Annotated in this window: 15 protein-coding genes; 2 read left to right on the top strand and 13 right to left on the bottom strand. The window is 71.9% G+C overall.

Annotated features, from left to right (window positions below):
* The 5 genes from ACFY8U_RS35395 to ACFY8U_RS35375 all read right to left on the bottom strand — a co-directional run.
* A partial coding sequence (locus ACFY8U_RS35395; RefSeq protein ID WP_389576226.1) for a glycosyltransferase family 4 protein occupies positions 1-2,036 on the bottom strand: 2,036 nt, incomplete at its 3' end.
* A gap of 112 nt (positions 2,037-2,148) precedes the next feature.
* Entirely contained in the window at positions 2,149-3,486 is a 1,338-nt protein-coding gene (locus ACFY8U_RS35390) for a lipopolysaccharide biosynthesis protein (protein WP_389576225.1), read from the bottom strand.
* Positions 3,483-5,852, bottom strand: a complete 2,370-nt coding sequence (locus ACFY8U_RS35385; RefSeq protein ID WP_389576224.1) for a hypothetical protein — start codon at positions 5,850-5,852, stop codon at positions 3,483-3,485. Before ACFY8U_RS35385 ends, ACFY8U_RS35390 begins: the two co-directional genes overlap by 4 nt.
* 50 nt (positions 5,853-5,902) lie before the next feature.
* Positions 5,903-6,634 (bottom strand): polysaccharide deacetylase family protein, encoded by a 732-nt coding sequence (locus tag ACFY8U_RS35380; protein WP_389576223.1) that lies wholly within the window; start codon positions 6,632-6,634, stop codon positions 5,903-5,905.
* Entirely contained in the window at positions 6,631-7,071 is a 441-nt protein-coding gene (locus ACFY8U_RS35375) for a hypothetical protein (RefSeq protein ID WP_389576222.1), read from the bottom strand. The genes ACFY8U_RS35380 and ACFY8U_RS35375 overlap by 4 nt, the downstream gene beginning before the upstream one ends.
* A gap of 384 nt (positions 7,072-7,455) precedes the next feature.
* On the opposite strand from ACFY8U_RS35375, the gene ACFY8U_RS35370 reads away from it, so the two are divergent.
* Entirely contained in the window at positions 7,456-8,172 is a 717-nt protein-coding gene (locus ACFY8U_RS35370) for a TetR/AcrR family transcriptional regulator (protein ID WP_389576221.1), read from the top strand.
* Positions 8,173-8,281: 109 nt separating this feature from the next.
* Here ACFY8U_RS35370 and ACFY8U_RS35365 read toward each other — a convergent pair whose 3' ends face one another.
* From ACFY8U_RS35365 to ACFY8U_RS35330, 8 genes are all read right to left on the bottom strand, one after another.
* Positions 8,282-9,019, bottom strand: a complete 738-nt coding sequence (locus tag ACFY8U_RS35365) for a glycosyltransferase family 2 protein (protein WP_389576220.1) — start codon at positions 9,017-9,019, stop codon at positions 8,282-8,284.
* Between the two features lie 259 nt (positions 9,020-9,278).
* Positions 9,279-10,280, bottom strand: a complete 1,002-nt coding sequence (galE, locus tag ACFY8U_RS35360; protein ID WP_389576219.1) for a UDP-glucose 4-epimerase GalE — start codon at positions 10,278-10,280, stop codon at positions 9,279-9,281.
* A gap of 189 nt (positions 10,281-10,469) precedes the next feature.
* Positions 10,470-11,567 carry a glycosyltransferase family 4 protein gene (locus tag ACFY8U_RS35355; protein WP_389576218.1) on the bottom strand — a complete coding sequence of 366 codons (1,098 nt, stop codon included), beginning with the start codon at positions 11,565-11,567 and terminating at the stop codon, positions 10,470-10,472.
* Positions 11,564-11,845 (bottom strand): hypothetical protein, encoded by a 282-nt coding sequence (locus ACFY8U_RS35350; RefSeq protein ID WP_389576217.1) that lies wholly within the window; start codon positions 11,843-11,845, stop codon positions 11,564-11,566. The genes ACFY8U_RS35355 and ACFY8U_RS35350 overlap by 4 nt, the downstream gene beginning before the upstream one ends.
* Positions 11,827-13,638 carry a glycosyltransferase family 4 protein gene (locus ACFY8U_RS35345; protein WP_389576216.1) on the bottom strand — a complete coding sequence of 604 codons (1,812 nt, stop codon included), beginning with the start codon at positions 13,636-13,638 and terminating at the stop codon, positions 11,827-11,829. The genes ACFY8U_RS35350 and ACFY8U_RS35345 overlap by 19 nt, the downstream gene beginning before the upstream one ends.
* Positions 13,635-15,431 (bottom strand): hypothetical protein, encoded by a 1,797-nt coding sequence (locus tag ACFY8U_RS35340; protein WP_389576215.1) that lies wholly within the window; start codon positions 15,429-15,431, stop codon positions 13,635-13,637. The genes ACFY8U_RS35345 and ACFY8U_RS35340 overlap by 4 nt, the downstream gene beginning before the upstream one ends.
* Positions 15,428-16,111, bottom strand: a complete 684-nt coding sequence (locus ACFY8U_RS35335; protein WP_389576214.1) for a hypothetical protein — start codon at positions 16,109-16,111, stop codon at positions 15,428-15,430. Before ACFY8U_RS35335 ends, ACFY8U_RS35340 begins: the two co-directional genes overlap by 4 nt.
* A gap of 151 nt (positions 16,112-16,262) precedes the next feature.
* Entirely contained in the window at positions 16,263-17,054 is a 792-nt protein-coding gene (locus tag ACFY8U_RS35330; RefSeq protein ID WP_389576213.1) for a glycosyltransferase family 2 protein, read from the bottom strand.
* 142 nt (positions 17,055-17,196) lie between these two features.
* On the opposite strand from ACFY8U_RS35330, the gene ACFY8U_RS35325 reads away from it, so the two are divergent.
* Positions 17,197-19,020, top strand: a complete 1,824-nt coding sequence (locus tag ACFY8U_RS35325; protein WP_389576212.1) for a glycoside hydrolase family 15 protein — start codon at positions 17,197-17,199, stop codon at positions 19,018-19,020.
* Positions 19,021-19,213: the final 193 nt, after the last annotated feature.

The following is a 19,213-nucleotide window of genomic DNA, read 5'->3' as shown; positions in this document are numbered from 1 at the left end:
ACGGGGGTGGCGCATGCCATGGCCTCGACCAGCACCATGCCGAAGGACTCCGCCGCGGTGAGTGAGGGGAGGACGAGCACGGCGGCGTTGCGCATGGCGTCGAGCAGGACGTCTCCGGGAACGGTTCCGGTGAACTCCACGCGGTCGGTGATGCCCAGGTGTTCGGCCAGTGCGGCGTGGTCTGCCGCCGCGTCCCCGCCGCCCACCAGGCGCAGCCTGGCTTCGGGCAGCTCGGACGCCAGGAGCGCGAACGCGCGCAGCAGCACGTCGACGCCCTTCCATGGCGAGGCCCGGTCCAGCCTCCCCACGAACACGATCGTGCGCGGCCGGGTGGATGCCCTCGGTCCCGGAGTGAACCGCTCCACATCGACCCCCGGCGTGATCTCCAAAGCTCCGGGACGGCCGAAGGCCAGCGAGACCGGGGAACTTGCGACGAGTGCGTCGGCGCGGGCGAACACCCGGGGCAGGGCGTACCGCTCGTAGGCGCGGACCAGCAGATCGACGTCCTTGTGCCCTTGGAGCATGGACCCGGCGTGATAGGTCATGACGGCAGGCCTGCGCCCGGAGCAGGCGATCGCCAGATCGCCGAGGCCGGGAGCGGGCGCGTGGGCGTGGACGACGTCGACGCGGAGCCTGCGCAGCCAGCGGCGCAGCTGGAACGGCCACAACGGGTTGACCGGTGTGTTGAGATGGCGCACCCAGGTGCCCAGACGGACGACCGGCACGCCGTCCTCGACGCCCACCGAGGTGCGCCAGCCGGTCGTGCTCGCGGTGATCACGGCGGCGCGCATCCCCGGATCCGCCGCGACGGCCTGCGCGACGCGGTGCGCGTAGTGCTCCACACCGCCGCGCCGCGGGGGGAAGTTGGGCGCGACGACAGCGACGGTGCGTGCCCGGCGGGCGGGGTCGGCGGCGCGGTCGAAGACCTCGACGGTACGGTCGCTCTGCCGGTCCCAGGTCAGCTCACGGGCCACGTGCTCCCGGCCGGCGCTGCCGAGGCGCTGCGCCGTGGCGTGATCGCCGAGCACCGCTCCCAGCGCCTCGACCAGGCGCCGACCGTCGCCGGGGGGCACGAGGAGTCCGTTGTCCCCGTCCTTGACGAGCCAGGGGATGCCGCCTACACGGGTCGTCACCACCGGGCGCCCGCAGGCCATCGCCTCGACGAGCACGCAAGGGAAGCTGTCGAAGTGGGTCGGCAGCGCCAGGACGAGGGCGTCGCGGTAGGCCGAGGCCAGATCCGCGCCCTCGACCCGTCCCCGGAACGTCACGTACCGGGAGATGCCGAGCCGGTCTGCGAGCGCCGCGTGGCCGGAGGCCCCCGAGCCGTCTCCGACCACGTCGAGATGCACCTCGGGAAACTCGCCGGCCAGCTGCTTGACCGCTCGCAGCAGGTCGGGGAGCCCCTTGTAGGCGGCGGACCGGTCCAGCGAGCCCACGAACAGGATGCGCGGCGCGTCGGGCACCGGGCTCGCCGGGAAGCTCTCCAGGGACACCCCCGGTGAGATGGTCGTGCACCGGCCTGCGAAGAGTTCGGGCAGGTCGCCCGGGATGTAGTCGGAAGAGCACACGATCTCCTGTGCGCGCCCGGCCGTCCGGGCCAGCATCGTCCGCTCGTAGGCCGCGCAGACCAGATCGGGCAGGAGGTGGCCCTTGCGCATCCGGCCCGTGTGGTAGGTCAGCACGAACGGCAGATCGCCGCAGGCCTGTGCGGCGGCGTCGGCGAACAGGGGCACCGGCGCGTGCGCGTTGACGAGTTCGACTCCCTCCCGCTCGATCACGGTGCGCAGGTGGCGGCTCCAGTACAGGCCCAGCGGTGTGTGGGAGACCCGCAGCGGAGCCGACAGGCGGTACACCGGGAAGCCCTCAGGATGGTCGTACCGTCCGCTGCGCGTTCCGCGCGGCGCGGTCGTGGCGACGACGACCCGCATGCCGTGCCGGGATCTCAGCGATCGCGCGAGATTCCGGACGTACTGCTCCAGTCCCCCGAGGGCGGGGGGGAAATACGGGGCGGCGAGCAGGACGGCGCGCGGTGTCATGACGTTCCTCCTTCGGCGCGTGTCACGTCACATGGATGGGCGTGACGCCATGAGGCTTGTGGTCGGAGTTCCCGGCGCCGCGCGGGACGGCGGGGTGGTCGCGATGACGTCATCAGCGGTCTCCCTTGCTCGGGGAGGGCCTCGGCGCGGCCGCCGGACGGTTGGGGGTTCGCCGGCGGGCGAACAGCGCCAGGCAGGCGTAGACGCCGGATGCGAGATTGCCTATCAGCCATGCCCAGCCGATCCACAGCAGTCCCCTCGGTGCCCACGCGACGGCGAGGCCGACGGTCACCGCCGTGAGGACGACACCGCTCGCGACGAGATGCCCGAGGCGGCCGGCCAGCTTGAGCCCGAAGCTGGCCCACGTCCGCAGGGCGACGGCGAGGGCGCCGAGCGTCAGCACGATCAGCGGGCCCCGGGCGTGGTCCACGTACGAGCCGCCGAACAACCGCAGCACCAGGCCCGCGGCGGCGACGAGGACGACCGAAGCGGGTACCTGCACCGCGGCGAGGATGACGGCCGAGCGCTTGAGCATCTGCGCGAACCGCGTCTCGTCGTAGGAGACCTCGGCGAGCAGGGCCTCTCCCACGTTGTCGGACAGGGTGTTCAGCAGGTTCGCGATCTGGAATGCGACGAAGTAGTAGCCCGCGGCGGCGGGGCCGAGCCAGTGCAGGGCGATCAGCGGTGTCACCAGGATCGGCACCAGGGTCAGCGCGCTGAACGCGTAGCTCGCGGCCGAGAAGCCGGCCTGCGGGAGCAAGGGGGCGCGGCGCAGCCGGAGATCGAAGCGGAAGCCGGCTCTGCGCCACAGGAAGAAGAAGGAGGCGAGCACCGCCGCGGCGCAGGCGCCACCGGAGGCCGTGACGATTCCGTACGATCCGAGGCCCACGAGGAACAGGGGAAGAATGATCTTCGTCAGACCCTGGACACCCCCGTCGACGAGCAGGTTGTACTGGGGCTTGCGGGCACCGATGAAGACGGCGTCGGTCAGCTGGTTGAGGGCGGCGAAGACACAGAACGCCACGAAGGCGGCCGAGAGCACCAGATCGGCTCGCACGAACAGCAGGTCCCGGCCGTACCACCGCAGACCGAAGAGGTAGGCCGACGCCAGGATGGCGGCGGCGCCCGTGACGAGGAGTACCGACTTGGTGATCTGCGCGTTCCGGGTGCCCGCCGGGGCGAGGAAGCGGATGAGTGTGCTGTTGAGCCCGAAGAGGCTGAAGAAGGCGATCAGTTCGGTCGCGGAGATCAGGGTGGTGGCCAGACCCACCTGCTCGGGAGTGTAGAGGCGCGCGACGATGATCCAGAAGACGAAGCCGAGCACGGCCATCGCCAGCGACGAGGCCATGAGGAAGAACGAGCTGCGGGTCAGCTGGTCCTGACGCCGTGTCCGCCTGCCGCCGGAGAGGCGGGCGGCAGGCCCCGGGTACCGCAGCGCAGGCGCCTTCATCGGTAGATCTCCGCTCCCTCGCTGCTGTAGATCTTGTTCTTCGTCTCCTCCAGGAGTGCGGTGGGATACGTGTAGGTCACCAGGTCACCGCGGTAGAACATCGTCGCTTCGCCGTTACGGGCCGTCGTCGTGCCCAGGAGCACGGTGGCGTCGTCGCGGACGAGGAGAGGGTGTATGTCGTTCCTCGCCGTGATCGGGACGACCGTCCCCGCCTTGCTCAGGTTGAAGCGGTTGGTCAGGTTCTCCGACTGGATGTCCCCGAGTTCGTCGGGCGGCGTCCGAGCGGTCAGCCAGGCCAGCGCCGCGCGCTCCTCGGCATGGGGGTAGTAGATGTCGTAGTACGTGCCCGCGTTGTCCAGGTGCAGCTGGGGTGGATTCCCGCCGAAGAGCCGGGGCAGCACGCCGGTCAGGTCGAAGAAGAGCAGCAGGACCACGGAGCAGGCGAGCGCTTCGGTCCATCTCCGTCCCACCCACCGGCACACCCACAGCACACCGGCCGCGATGAAGGGCGCGAAGACGAAGAGGCCCTGCTGGAAGGCGCGTAGTACGCCGTACTCGACGGAGAGCTGCGGCAGAACGGTGAGCATCCCGATGACTCCGACCATGCCGGCGGTCAGTGTCACCTGGTCACGGGTCGGGTGGAACTCCTTGCGCCGTCCCCAGAGGGCGGTGACGACGCCGAGCAGCAGGAAGACCTGCCACAGCCGTGCGGCTGCCTGCCGCAGGAAGTCCCCGACCGCCGACACGTCGACTCCCCGGTCCTCGGCCTCCTGCCCGAGCGAGGTGAGGGGGAGGCGGGGCTCCGGTACGGCCTCGACAGCATCGGCAGAGGTCGCCGACCACGGTACGTACACCCCGGCGGCCCGTTCGGCGGCCGTGCCGCGCAGCGTGACGGTCTGGAAGTCGCGCAGCCGCTCTTCGGGGCTGCTCCGCTCCCCGCCGAACAGGCTGTACGACACATCGGACGACCAGGCCATCGGCTGCCTGCCTCCCGTCACCTCCTGCACGGTGGTGACGAGGGTGGACTTGAGATGGCCGCCCGTGTGGGTCAGCGGGCCGGTCCACACGAGGGCCGCGGCCGCGGCGGCGACGACGATCCACCAGGTCACGAAGGCCGGCTGCCCGGTGGCCACGGGCCGCCCTCGCCGGGTGCGTGAGAGCAGCCGCCAGCAGAAGTCCGCTCCGAGTGCCAGCGCGAGGGCCGCGAGGAAGACGTAGGCCGTGGAGTAGTGCGCCAGGACGACGCCGATGGCCAGCACCACGAACATGATCCGACGGCTGCGCAGCGCCCGGCCCCTGTCGGTGAGCACCACCATGGCGCATCCGAGGAGGACGAAGGCGACCTCCTGACGGGCCAGGAACATCATGTCCGTGAAGAACGTCGGAAAGACCATGAACAGGACGGCAGACAGCAGCGCCACGAACGGAGGCGCCACATTGCGCACCGAGCGATGGACGAGCACGGGTGCGAGCGCGAAGAGGAGAGGCAGAACGACCTTGAAGACGTACGGGCCGGGTATGTCGGTCAGCCGGGTCCAGGCCGTCGGCAGCAGGTTGATGCTCAGGCAGGCGTTGTAGGGGTCGCCGAACGCGGACATGTCCCAGCGGCTCCGGTCCGACGTCAGCTCGAAGACCTCGTACTCGCGCTGTATGTCGTGGCCCGTGATGTACCAGCCGCGCAGCGAGCTGAGGAGCAGCAGTCCGGCGGAGGCGAAGAACAGGCCGACTCCCACGACGGAGGAGGAGTAGCTCCGATGCCTGATCATCAGGAGCGCCAGGAGAGCCGCGATGGTGACCAGCGCGGCGACGCTGACCGACGAGCCCAACTCGTTGTTGAGCCGAATCGGCCCCGCGACGGACAGTGTGAGCGCGAGCGTGCCCAGGACCGTCACGGCGGCAAGGCCGGGCGGCAGGCCCTGCGCACGGGCCCGCAGCCACCATGCGGGAGCGGCCGGGTCCTTGGCCGGAGGGTCCACGACGGCGGCGACGACCATGACGGTCAGGGCCGAGCCGACGGCGAGCGCGGGGCGGGTGAGGGGCCCGTCCACTCCGACGAGCGGAAGCACCGAGTTGACCGCCAGGGCCACCACGATGGAGGACAGGACGCTCAGGCCGACGGCCAGCAGCACGCGCGCGTCCCGGGTCGACACGATCCGGGAGGCGGGCCCGAACCACACCACGGTCGGCGCGCCGAGAAGGAGCCACACACCGGCCAGGGTCGGCAAGGGCATGAGAGCACCGGCCAGGGTCGGCAAGGGGGTGAGAGCACCGGGCAGAAGCTCGACGAGAGTGGCCAGAGCGGTTGCGGCAAGGACGCCCCGGCGGGCGGCGATGCGCCGTCCGATGCGGCCCGCCGCACGCTCCACCGGCGGGACAGTGGTCGTGGGGCCTCCTCCGGGCGGGTTCGCGGTCATGGCTACGCCAGGTCGGGGAGGTTGCGGTTGGGAAGGTAACTGACCCCCGGGCGCCCCGATATGTGGGTGAGCACCCGCTCCAGACGGTGCCAGTCGCGGTGTGCGTCGACCTCCCAGCTGTGGCCCCAGAGGTGGAACACGCCGCCTCGTTCGAGGCAGAGGTCGAACCATCGGAGGGCAAGTTCGTCCCACTGGAGGAACAGGCTGGCGGCTGTCCGCGGCCGTCCCCGCGCCAGGCGCAGGGCGACCGGCCCGTCGACGCGGTGGGCGCAGGCGTGGACGGTGGTGGGCAGTTCCAGAGGCGGACCGGCGGCGAGCGAGTTGCGTCGCACGGTGCGCGCGCACCGGAAGCCCACGGCGCGGGCCGAGTCGATGTGGGCCGCGGTGTACTCGCCGCGCGGGTAGCAGAAGCTCGTGACCGCTGTGCCGACCGTCCCCTCGAGCTCCTCCTTGCCGGCACGCATCTCGTCGGCGGCCGCGCTGTCCGTCAGCCGTGGAAGCCGCCGGTGCGTCAGTGTGTGCCCGCCGATCTCGAACCGCTCGGCCAGCCGGCGGACTCCCGCCGGGGACAGCCGGTCGCGGGCGGCGATCTCGACGTTGCGCGGCGCGATGTAGAACGTGCCGGCGATGCCGTACCGGTCGAGCAGCCCGGCGAGGCGGTCGTCGAGCCGGTGCCCGTCGTCCCAACTCGTCGTCACCACGACACGGCGGTGCGCTCGTGCCCCTGCGGTCATGGCGTACTCCCCGGTGCCGGAGCGCTCTGGGCGGGCAGCCGGAAGTGCAGACTCTGACTGCCGTCCAGCAGCGCGACGCGGACGATGACGGACCCCGCACTCAGCGGCAGTCGGGAGACGACCGTCGCGGGCGCGTCGGGGCCCGGGTCGAGGGCCGTGGTGGTCGTCGCCGTGGTGCGGCCGTCGGACGCTTCGACGGAGATCCGCAGCTGGTGCGTGCGCTCACCGGGCCCGCGGTCGTCCACGGTGACCGGGACGATCACCGAGTCCCCCGCGACGACCGGGGCGCTGGCGAAATACAGCTCGGTGTACCGGGCCGGCACCGGTGAGAAGGACTGCTTCAGTTCCTTGCGGACCGCGGGCGTGGCCACGGCGACCACGGCGGCCACGACGACAGCCAGGAGGACCAGGACGAGCTTGCGCATTCGAGGCGACATGGGCCTCCTGCGCGGGCGGGGGCGGAGCCGGCGCATCGAGCGTCGGCAGACTTCCGACGCCTCGTTCAACGCGTGCTTGGCAACCGACGGACTGCTCATCGCAGGTCACTCCGTGGGAACACCCGTAGCGGGCCCTGAGACGCTTCCAGCGCACACGCGCGAACACTCAGCCCCGAGCACGCAAGGCGCACATGACCTTCCGATCGGGAGTGATCCCCCGTCCACGGAAGATATCCATCATAAAATGATTCCGTCTATTTACGCCGTATACGCCCATAGTGTGCCCTCTCCAGGTCAGAGTCAAGACGGCGAGGGAGGTCTCCCGCGCGGCCCCTCCTCTTTTCGGCCGTACGCCATAAAGTCGGGTGGTGAGGAGGAACGCTCATGGCACAGGACTCGGCAGCCCGGCCCGCCCGTCGGGCGGGCGACCACGGGCACCGCGGCAGGCTCAGCCGTGAGGTCGTGCTGGCGGCGGCCCTGGAACTCGTCGACCGAGAGGGCCTGTCCGCACTGAGCATGCGCCGCCTCGGTGCCGAACTCGGTGTCGAAGCCATGGCCCTGTACCGCTACGCCAATGGCAAGGATGCGCTTCTGGACGGGCTGGTCGAGGCCCTCTACCTGCGGTTGGAACGGAATCTCGACCAGGCGCCGGCCGCCCCCGACGCCGACTGGAGAGCCGGACTGCACCGGATGGCACTGCAGACGTACCAGGCGTGCCTCGCGCACCCCCATGTGGTGCCCCTCCTCGCCACCCGCATGCTGGCGGTTCCCCTGGCGCAACGGCCGCTCGCGGTCCTCAGGAGTCACGAGCGCATGCTCGCCCTGCTCAGGACGGCGGGACTCGGGCCGGTCCAGACCGCAGCCGCCTTCCGTGCGGTCACGGCCTGGATCCTCGGATACGTCTCGGTGGAGCTGGGGGCCATGGTGGACAACCCCGCGGAGCCCGATCCTTCGTTCCGCCTCGGCCTGCACCGCATGCCGGCGCAGGAGCTGCCCAACCTGCGCGAGATCACTCCCGTACTCGCCGAACGGGGAGGCTACGCGGGCCTCATCGCCGGCTTGGACGCCCTGCTCGAACGTTTCACGAGCGAGGAACCGTAAGCCGTGTCAGGCGGGGGACCGGGCCGGGCCCGGCGGCGGGTGCCGACGGGCCCGGAGAGCCGGGCGATCTCCGCGCACCACGGTCCACGGAAGTCCCCACGGTCTGCGCTCAGGCCGTACTGCGGCCGGTGAGGGGCTCGGAGGTGCGGGCCGGGCCTTCCGCGGGGAGGACGGCGGACGCGCTCCTGCGGCGGAACCGGTGTGCGAAGAGCTGGCAGAGGTTCGCCGTGCCGTCGTGCAGGGCGTGCAGCTTCACTTCGCCCCCGCGTACGCGGTACGCGATCGGGACTTCGAGGCAACGGCACCCCGCGAGCGTCGCCGCGTTCTTGATCTCCTGGGAGAACGCCATGCCCGTCGACCGGACGTCGAGGCACTGCCAGACGTAGCGGCGGAAGACCCACATGCCCGACTGGGAGTCGTGCAGTCCGTTGCGGAACAGCATGCGGCTCACCATGCTCAGCACGTGATTGCCCATGGAGTGCGTCGGCTGCATCGCGTCGCGGTTGGCGGGGACGAGCCGATCCGTCGTCAAGAACTCGACGTCCAAGGCCTCCAGGACCTTCAGCAGCCCTGGCAGTGCGTCGAACGGGTATGTGCGGTCGGCGTCACCGGTGGCGATCACGTCCCCGAGCGCCGCGTCGAACCCCGCGTGATAGGCGTTGCCGTAGCCCCGCTCAGGCTGGGAGACCACGCGTGCCCCCAGTGATCGGGCAATGTCCCCCGTGCCGTCGGTGGAGGCGTTGTCCACCACGACCAATTCCGTCTCCCACCCCGCTTCCGCCAGCTCTGTCACGGGAACAGCGGCAATCACCGCGGGCAGATTGGACGCTTCGTTGTATGCAGGCATGACAACCGACAGACTGCTCATCGCAGGTCACTCCGTGTGGAACACCCTTTGCGGGTGGTGAGGAATGTCAGCGCACGCGCGCCCCGAGCCGGCGCGGCACCGCGCGGACTCCGGCCCGACGAAGAAACAGCCGGAAGTATCCGCTGTAGAACAACATCGCCCATTTACGACGTATACATACACTCTGCGCCCTCTCGTGGCCGGCGTCAAGAGCAGCGGTGCCCCAGGGCTCACAGGGGGAGGCCCGAGCGGTGCGGAATCATCGTCCCGGTGCGTCGAGCACCGAGTCGCGATGCTCGACCCAGGCCAGGGCGTCGGCGATTCCCTGCTGCAGGGTGAGCCGGGGCCGCCAGTCGAGCAGCCGGCCGGCAAGGCCGATGTCGGGGTAGGCGCCCTCGACATCGCCGGGCCGACGATCGGTCAGGACCGTGGCCAGCGGAGCGCCGGTCACCTCCTCGAAGGCCTTGACGAGCTCAAGGACCGTGGTCCCGGTGCCGGAGCCGAGGTTGACCGCACGATAGGAGTCCGGCCCGCCCGGGACCACCTGGTCGAAGCGCCGGACGGCGGCGACGTGCGCCCGGGCGAGGTCCCAGACGTGGACGTAGTCACGGATGCCCGAGCCGTCGCGCGTGGGCCAGTCCGTCCCGGTGACGGGGAACGGCTCCCCGGCCAGGTACTTGTCGATCATGACGCCCAGGGCGTGGGACGGCGTCCTGGACTGGAGGCCCGTACGCAGCTTGGGGTCGGCCCCGATGGGGTTGAAGTAGCGCAGGGAGACGGCACGCAGCTCCGTCCCGTGGGCGACGTCCTCCAACGCGTTCTCGAAGGCGGCCTTGGTGCGGGCGTACGGGGACAGCGGCTTGAGCGGTGCCGACTCGGTGATGCCCTGGCCGGAGGCGTAGATCGACGCGGAGGAGCTGAACACGAACCGGTGGCACCCGTTGCGCAGCAGGTGCCCGATCAGGGCCAGGCCTTTGACCACGTTCGCCTCGTAATAGCGCAGCGGCTGCGCGACCGACTCGGGGACGGCGATGAGCGCGGCGCAGCCGATCGCGGCCTCGATGTCGGGGTGGCCGGTGAAGATCCGGTCGATCAGGTCGCCGTCACCGATGTCGCCGCGGTAGAAGTCCCGGCCCTCGACGAACTCGGGCCGCCCCGTGGCCAGGTTGTCCAGGACGACGGGCTTGAGGCCCTCGTCGAGGCAGGCCGAGGCGATGGTCGAACCGATGAACCCGGCACCGCCGGTGATGAGGGTCTTCAAGGTCTTCTCCCCGGTCGACGACGCACACCGCGCACAGCCTAGCGGCGTTTCGTAGCGGTTTGTTCTGACTCGTCGTCATTCGCGACCGCGGAAAGGCGGCTTGTACTCGGCCCCCGGCCCCCCCGGCCCCCGGCTCCGTGGTTCCGCCAGGTGCCGCACGCGTACGCCTTAGACGCGACTTCGGCGGCCTCATGCCAGCAACTCCCGGTACAAGGCCTCGTACTGGGCCGCGAACCGTTCGGGCCCGAAGGACTCCTCCACGGTCGCCCGGCCGCGCTCCGCGAGCATGTCCCAGACCCGGGGCTGTTCGAGCAGCCAAGCCAGCTGCTGGCCTGTCCTGCGGGCATCACCGGCGGGAGCCCGCAGAACCGCGTCCCCGAAGTCGGCGAACTGCGGAAGGTCGCTGAGAATGGCCGGCCGGCCGGTCGCCAGCGCCCGCAGCACCGTGAGGGGGATGTCCGCCGTGCCACCGATCACCGGCGGCGGGAAGAGCAGGACGTGCGCCGAGGCCAGCAGGGCCTGCATGTCGTCGACATAGCCCCGTACCTCCACGTCGGTCAGGCCCCCGGCCCCGGCCCGCTCCCTCAGCTCCCTCCGTAGCGCGCCCGTGTTCTGCCCCGGCCGCCCGCCCATGGCCAGGACCAGTCGGAACACCACCCCGGACCGAGCCGCCTCCGCCGCCGCCTCGAGGGCGGTCAGGGCGCCGCCCTGAGCATCGAGATGTCCGGCGAAGAGAACGGTCGGCACACCCCCGGGGCGCGGGAGGAAGGGCCACTCGCTCAGCCGGATCATGGGCGGGATCACCCGGACGTCGCCGAAGTTCGCGGCGCGCAGCCGCCGGGCCATCGACTCCGACAGCGCGACCGTGGTACCCAGCGGCCGCGTCCTCGCGAGCAGCCGGGCCTCCATCACACCGGGCACGGTGTGGACGACCGGGCGGGCTCCCAGCATCAGGGGGCGTAGCCAGGAGTAGGCGGGAAAGGCGTGCCCGATCGACACGAACGCGTGGACCAGATCGGCGCGGCGTGCAGCGACGGCCCCGGCGAGTGCGGCCTGCAGGCGGACCGGAATCTGCTGCGTGCCGCCCGGCGACCAGAGACGGACCGCCCGTCCGACGGGCGGGGGCGGTCGGCCACGCCGGGCGGGCCACTGGCAGAACCAGAGGAACTCCATGTCGGGCAGGGCTCGGAGAACGTCCCTGGCCAGCCCCACGTCCGAGCCGTCCGCGCCGTCCAGCGGGCTGCCGGTCAGGAGCAGGACACGCGGCGGACGCGCGCTGACGGTCATGATCCACATCCCGGGTAGGCCGCGGGTTCCGTGCCGCCCGGCAGCGGAATCCGGCAGAGCGCGAGCGTCCGGTACGGCTCACGCTCGAAGGCGAACAGCGGCTCGCCCCGCCCGGTCAGCCGCGCGGCCTCGCCGAGGCTGCTCTCCTGCACGTCGAAGACCCGGGGCTGCCGCGCGCCGTCCGGATGCGGCGACCGCACCCCGTCGTCCGGATGCGCCGACCGTACGACCCACGGGTGGTCGTACGGGGTCGCGGCGGTCAGCGGGCCGTCGGCCATGGCTCACCCCTCCGGTCTTTTTTCGGCCGTCGCCCGCGGACGGACCCGTCCACCAGACGGCGCGTCAGGGCCAGGTACCGGCCCGTCATCTCGTCCCATGTGTAGTGCTGCGCCGCCTGCCCGGCCTGCCGCCCGAGCGCCCGCCGCAGCCGCTCGTCGGAGGCCAGCATCCGCATCTGGTCGCCCAGCGCGGCGACGTCGAACGGCGGCACGGCCACATCGCCTCCGTCGCGCATCCACCGCAGTGCGGGCAGATCGAAGTGGAGGACCGGTTTCCCGTACGACATGCCCTCGAGCGCCACCAGGCCGAAGGTCTCGCGGCGCGACGGCATGACCAGGAAGGCACTGTTCCGCAGGAGGTCCCGCTTGAGCGTCTCCCCGGCGAACCCCACCCAGCGGACGCTGCCCGGGTGCGCGGCGAGCAGCGCCGCCAGCTTGCGTTCCTCCGCCTGCGTTCCGCTGCCCGCCAGCAGCAACGGCAGCGGAGGACGGCTCTGCCGGTACGCCTCCAGGAGCAGGTCGAGCCCCTTGACCCAGGTGTCGATCCGCCCGAGGAACAGGATGTGGTCGCCCGCGCCGATCCGTGCGTCGTCGATCTGCCGCTGCTCGACTCCGTTGGCGATGACCTGGACGTCCGCCCGGGGGCTGAGCCGCCGGACGGCGGAGGCGTCGGCCTCGTTCATCACCACGATGTGCCGGTAGCAGCGCAGCCCGAGCCGCTCCACCAGGAAGAACGGGATGTGGTAGCGGCGCCACAGCGCCTCGGCGCTGCGGCCCTGGTCGATCCCGACGACCGGCGCGCGGGAGAACAGCGGCAGGAAGCTCGTCGAGAACGGCGGCGTGAAGTTCTCCAGCCACGCGTCGTGCGGAAGCCTGCGGGCCAGGAAGGGGAGCAGCGTCAGGAAGAGCAGCTGCCCGGCGCGCGGACCGGCCCAGCGGACCGGGAGAGAGACGTACCGGATGCCGTCACGGCGAAGAGAAGCACCGCGCCGGCCGCCCGTCACTACCGTCACGTCGAAGTCGTCCGACAGCCGCCGGGCGACCTTCTCGACCACCAGGGCGCCACCGCCCCGGTGGTCGGGATTGCCCGCGTCGTCGTAGATCGAGACGGCGATCCGCTTCCGCCGCGCCGGGCGCGCCCCCTCCCCGGCGTCCGGAAGACGCCGCGTCCGTACGCAGTCGAGCACCCGCTCCAGCGCCTCCGCCGCCACCCGCGACGGGGCACGCTCGCCGTCGAGCCGCACCACCCGGGGCAGTCGCGAGGCCCAGGCGCGGTATCGCGCCGACCGGAAGGCGGAGGCCGTCCGCTCCCAGCCGCCTCCCCGCGACGCGGCGGGCGCCGTCTCCACCAGCAGGGTCACGTCGTAACCGCATACGAGTCTCACGAAGGCGTCCGATGCCCGATGCCCGGGCGGAAGGCCGAACGCGACCAGCCCGTCCAGCGGTCCGCCGTCCGTGAGGACGATCGCCGGACGGCCACGGAAACGCGCCGCCAGCGCACGGCGGGCGGCTCGTGTCCGTACGGTCAGGTCACCGGCGTCGAGCACGGCGTGGGCACGGCGCGCCCACGATCCCCGGCACATGGGATCGTCAGGGCGCCGTACCGTCTCCTCCCTGTCCCTCACCCGTGGAGGAGACCCGAATCCACGGCACAGCACGCAGCCGTGGCCGTGGAGCGTGGTCACCGCGAAGCCGCGCTGCCGCAGCAGCCCGGCCACGTGCCCGACCAGCGAGGACCTGCCCGCGCCCGCGGGGCCGGACACCGCGATCAGAAGAGGCCGCGCCGTGTTCATGAGCTGCGCCTCCGCAGTCGCTCGGTGACGACGAGCGGCACTCGCAGCGCTACCTCGCGTGCCGCCGTGGAGGCGCGCCCGCGCGACAGCAGGTGCCCGGCGTGCCCCATGCCGGTGCGCAGCGACGTCGACACGGGCAGCGGCAGGGGAAGCAGTACGAGCTCGCCCCGGTCGAGGGCGGCCATCGCGCCGGTCGCGAGGTCCAGGGCCCGGTCCGCTCCCGCGGACCAGCCCTCCCGAGCGGTCTGGGCGCGCGCCTCGGCCACGACCTCGGGCGCCAGCAGCTCGCGCAGCGCGAGGAGTTCGGACAGGTCGAGCGACTGGTTCCGGAACAGCCCGTGGGCCAGCCAGATCCTCAGCCGGTCGGCGGGGCAGGGGACCAGCCAGGCGCGGCCGTCGTGGTCGGGGACGGCGTGGGCGAAGAGGCGGTCCGTCGCCATGACCGAGACGCCGTGCCAGGCCACCGAGGTGTGCAGCTGGGCAGACGGGCCGCCGGGCGGCGCCAGAAGCACCGAGGTCGACCGCTCCAGCCAGCGCGTCGACCGCTTCACGAACCAGCCGCTGAGCGCCTCCTGCGCGGCCTTCCAGCGGTCCGTGGGGACGACCAGGTCGAAGTCTCCGTGTACGAGATCCCCGGACAGATCGGCCTTGACGAGCACCGTGGGGATGTCCGCCGCGCCCAGCCGGTCCGTCGACTCGACGAGGTTGCGGCGGAAGAGGTGGGCGGCGTCGCTCACCGCGTCGAGCGTGGTGGCCAGTTGGCGGGGGTAGGCCCGCGCGAGCCGGCCCTCGACCCGGTTGACGCGGGCGGCGGCCAGCGCGGCCCGCAGTTCCTCGTCGGACGCCGGCCTGGGGTCCCCGCGCCAGACGGCGTCGACGAGCAGGCGGAGGGCGGGCTCGGAGTTCCGTCCCGTGTCACGGCCCGGGCCCACCCGGTCCGGCCGGCTCTCGCGCCGCTCCGTCCCGTCCGACCGGGTGTCGTACGGCTCCGTCCCGTCCGGGTCGGGGTCCGGGGCACCGCCGCGGGCCAGGAACCGCCCCAGAGCCAGGGTGGTGGTCAGGATCGCCGCGAGCAGCCACAGCACCGGATGGGGCCGGAGTGCCGGCAGCACGCTGCCCGGGACCAGGGCGGGAGCCAGGGCTGCGAGCACGGCGGCGTGCGGCGCGACGCCGTGCTCGGCGGACCCATGACGCCCCGCCTCGCGGATGAGCGGGACGCCCAGAGCGACCACCGTCCCGCACATCCCGCCGATCGCCATTCCCCGCACGCCGCCGGCGACCCAGCCGGCCGTCAGACCGGAGACAGGACCGAACAGGCCGATCGACAGCGGACGCGGCACCACGCGCCCGTTCACCGTCGGCGAGAAGGACACCAGGAGGCTCATCGCGCCGAGCGCGAGACCGGCGGCCGCCGTGCCCGCCATGAGTGTGCTCAGCTGCGGATACCCGCCTGGGAAGACGGTGGTGAGCACGACGTCCGGCGCCGTGGCGCCGGCGACGGTCAGGGGCAGTGCCACCATGAACACGCCCGTGGCGCGCGCGGTGAGCGGTGCCCCGGCGCGCCGCAGGGTGAGCATCGGCAGAAGGGCGATCGAGACCGCTCCGGCGAGGTGGAGCGGGACCCGGCCCAGGTACGAGCCGATGCCGAGCAGCCGGGGGAGCGCAAGCGCGTGCACGTAGTCGACCACTGCCACGGTGACCGCCGCGGTGGCGATCCAGCGCGCGCCGCGCGCGACGCCGACCTCGTCGTGGAGGACGGGCGCGCGCAGGGCGACGGGGCCGGCGGTCGTCATGGCCTGATCCCCCGCGGAGGGCTCGGCGTGCCGACGAGTACGCCCCGGCCGCCGGCGGGCGAGACGGTCGCCTCGCGCACGTCGAGCCTCCTCAGGGCCTCCGGCGTCTGCACCTCGTCACAGCCGTGCAGCAGCCGGAAGCCGTCTCCGGGGTCGCGGCCCGACGCGTCGGTCGTGCGCGGCGCCCGACGTGGCGGCCGCTCCGTGGCCTCGGCGCCCGGCGCCATGCGGCGCGTGACGACCGAGAGACCGCTCGCCGTGCGCCGCGAGCGCCGGGTGCCCGGTCGTTCCGGCCCGGGCCCGTCGCCGAGGGCGGCCACCCTGGGGCCGGGCGCCTCGCGCGGCAGGCCGGAGAGGGCCCGGTGGGGCGCGATGCGGGCGTGAACGGCGGGTGCCGCCGGAGTGGTGGGCGGGGCGTGGCCCGCGGCTCGGGAGTGTCCGGCGGGTTCCGATGGTGAGCCGTGCGAGCCGCTGCCGCGCCGGTTGCTCGCGGCGCGGGCGCGGACGGTACGGGAACGCCGGCGCCGGGCGGTGGTCCGCGGGCGGCGTACGGCGGAACGGCAGGTGCGGACCGTGACACGGAGCCGGTCGGTCGCCCGCCGTCCGGGATGGGACGCCGGGCGGCGGGCCGGTACGCAGGGGCTACGGCGCCGGGACTCGGCGGAGGGCCAGTCGGTCACCCGTCGCAGTGGATGCGGAGCGGGTGCCGCCGGGGTCCTGCCGATGAGATGTGACCTCACGGGAAGCTTCTTCCGGCAACCGGCCCTGCCAAGGGTCCTTCGTGCGTGCAAAATGCCTGACTTCAACCGTTAGCATCGGATTTCTGATCCGTCAAGCGTGGTGGGCCCGTTCCGCTCGGCCCGCGAGACGAGGTGACGGCGCAAGCCGGTGCAGCGCGTTGTGCGGGCGCTCGTCGAGCAGCCCGCCCAGGATGCGCGCACCGTCACGGACGGTGCGGGTTCGCGACAGGCCGTGGCGGCAGGGCAGTTCGAGACTCGGCACCTCGGCGATGCGCAGCCCGTAGTGCAGGGCGTGGGTGACCAGTTCGGCGCCCAGCTCCACCCCGCCCTCCCGCAGGTCGAGAAGGTCGACGAAGCCGCGGCGGAAGGCGCAGAAGCCGTACCAGAGGTCGGTCAGATGCTGACCGTACAGCTGCCGGGCGAGGCGCAGCAGCGCGCCGTGGCCGAGTCTGCGTACGAGCGGGTAGTCGGCGAAGTCGCCGCCCGCGATGAAGCGCGAGCCCTTGACGAAGTCGTAGCCGCTCTCCAGGTAGTGCAGGTAGTGCGGGATCTCCTTCGGCGACATGCTGCCGTCGGCGCCCATCAGCACGATGTGCTCGCCGCTGGCGGCGAGCAGCCCCGCGTGCGGGATGTCGCCCGCCTCGCAGTCCCACGGCCCGAGCCTGCGTACGGCCACGGAGGCCTGGGCATCGCCGGGGGCGGTGACCGTGACGGCGCCGGCCTTCGATTCGCCGGACGCGCTCCCGACCAGGACCACCTCACGGACCTCGGCCGGCACCTGCTCCAGCAGCCGGCCGGTGTCGCGGTCCCCGGGGCGTACCGGGATCACCAGACTCACCGTGCGGGTGTCCGCGTCGGGTGAACGGTCGGTCGACCGGCGCATCGGATGTGGCCCGTTACCCATTGGTACGGCTTTCTCCAGAATCGCGGGAGCGACTTTCAGCATCCTGCGGGAAATGCCGCGACGTCAAGGGCCGCGTCCTTCCGTCCGTGCGCCGAATGGCTCAGAGGAATACAATCCGTTCATGGCAGGGCGAATTGAGGACTACGCCCTCATCGGTGATCTGGAGACGGCTGCCCTTATCGGGAAGGACGGGGCTGTCGACTGGTGGTGCGCGCCTCGATTCGACTCACCCGCCTGTTTCGCCGCGATCCTCGGGGACGAGTCCCACGGGAAATGGAGTCTGGCGCCTGTCGGAAATCGCCCGTGCAGTCGCCGGAGTTACCGACGCGATTCGCTCGTCCTGGAATCGGTCTGGGAATCCCTCTCCGGCACCGTGCGCGTCATCGACTTCATGCCGCCGCGCGAACGCGCCCCGCAGATCATCCGGTTGGTGGAGGGCGTCTCCGGACGCGTCGACCTGCACGGTGAGTTGCGCATGCGGTTCAACCACGGCACCGTGACCCCCTGGTCCCGGTCGGTCGACCGGCGTACGGTCGCGACCGTGGCCGGCCCCGACGCCGCCTATCTGCGGTGCGGGCCGGGCACCGAGATCAGCGTCACCGATGAATGCATCTCGCTGGACGTGTCGGTGACGGCCGGTCAGCGCACCTCCTTCGTCCTCGGCTGGAGCCCTTCCCATGCCGCGCCGCCCCCGGAGCCCGACGTGGCAGGGGAATTGGCCCGTACGCTCGCCTTCTGGGACGAATGGTCCTCGCAATTCCGCTACGAAGGTCCTTTCCGAGAGGCCGTCATCCGATCGCTCGTCACCCTCAAAGCCCTCACCTACGAACCGACCGGCGGCGTCATCGCCGCGGCCACCGCCTCGCTCCCCGAACGCATCGGGGGAGAGCGGAATTGGGACTATCGATTCTGCTGGCTGCGCGACTCCACCTTCACCCTGTCCTGCCTTCTGCGCAGCGGATACCGACGCGAGGCCCTCGCCTGGAAGGACTGGCTGGTCCGCGCCGTCGCGGGTGATCCCGCCGACCTCCAGCCGCTCTACGGCGTGGGCGGTCAGCGCAACCTCCCCGAGGTGCGCGCCGACTGGCTGCCCGGCTACGAAGGCTCCAGGCCGGTCCGGTTCGGGAACGCGGCCGTCGACCAGTTCCAACTGGACATCTACGGAGAGGTGCTGAGCACGATCTACTCGGCCGTCCGCGCCGGAGTCGCCATCGACCCGCACGTCTGGAGCCTGATGGCCTCACTCCTGGAGTACGTGGAGAAACGCCGGCGGGAACCGGACGAGGGCATCTGGGAAGTGCGCGGCCCGCGCCGCCACTTCGTCCACTCCAAGATCATGGCCTGGGTCGCCGCCGACCGCGCCGTGCGCCTGGCCCGCGTCGCCGGGCTGCGCACCTCGGTCCAGCGCTGGCAGGCCATGCGCCGCGAGCTGCGCGACGAGGTGTGCGCGCGGGGCTGGAGCGACGTCCAGCAGTCGTTCGTGCAGTACTACGGAGCCCGGCGCATCGACGCGACGGCGCTGCTGATTCCCCGGCTCGGCTTCCTCCCCCCGTCCGACCCGCGCGTCCTGAGCACGATCGAGGCGATGGGCAGGCTCGACGACCGCGGATTCATACGCCGGTACGCGGATGTCGGCAATGGCGAGGTGCACGAGGTGGACGGCCTGGACGGCGCCGAAGGGGCCTTCGTGGCCTGCACGTTCTGGTACGCGGACGCCCTGGCGATGACGGGGAGGCCGGCCGACGCCCGTACCGCCTTCGAGCGGGTCCTCGACGTCCGCAACGACGTCGGACTGCTCGCCGAGGAGTGGGACCCCCACGCGGGCCGCCAGCTCGGCAACACGCCCCAGGCGCTCAGTCACGTGGCCCTGGTGAACACGGCGTTCACCCTCTTCGGAACACGGCGCCACGACCGTTCACCCGCCGGACGGTCCGCCGTGGCATGATCCCGCAGGCATCGGGGGCTGGAGCGGCTGACGCGCTCAGAGCGGCTGACGCCGCCCAGGACGGTTGATCCCCGAGGTCGCACGGGCCCGCCAGGACCGCCCACGCGCCACGACCGCCGAAGGCGCCGGTAGGGCCGCTCGGCGATTCGTTCGGGTGCGCCCAGCGGGCGCGCGGGACCCTGCCGGGTTCGAA

Source organism: Streptomyces sp. NPDC012508, assembly GCF_042902595.1.
Taxonomy (GTDB): Bacteria; Actinomycetota; Actinomycetes; order Streptomycetales; family Streptomycetaceae; genus Streptomyces.
The sequence above is the reverse complement of the archived record's forward strand: the minus strand, read 5'-3'. Positions and strand labels throughout refer to the sequence as shown.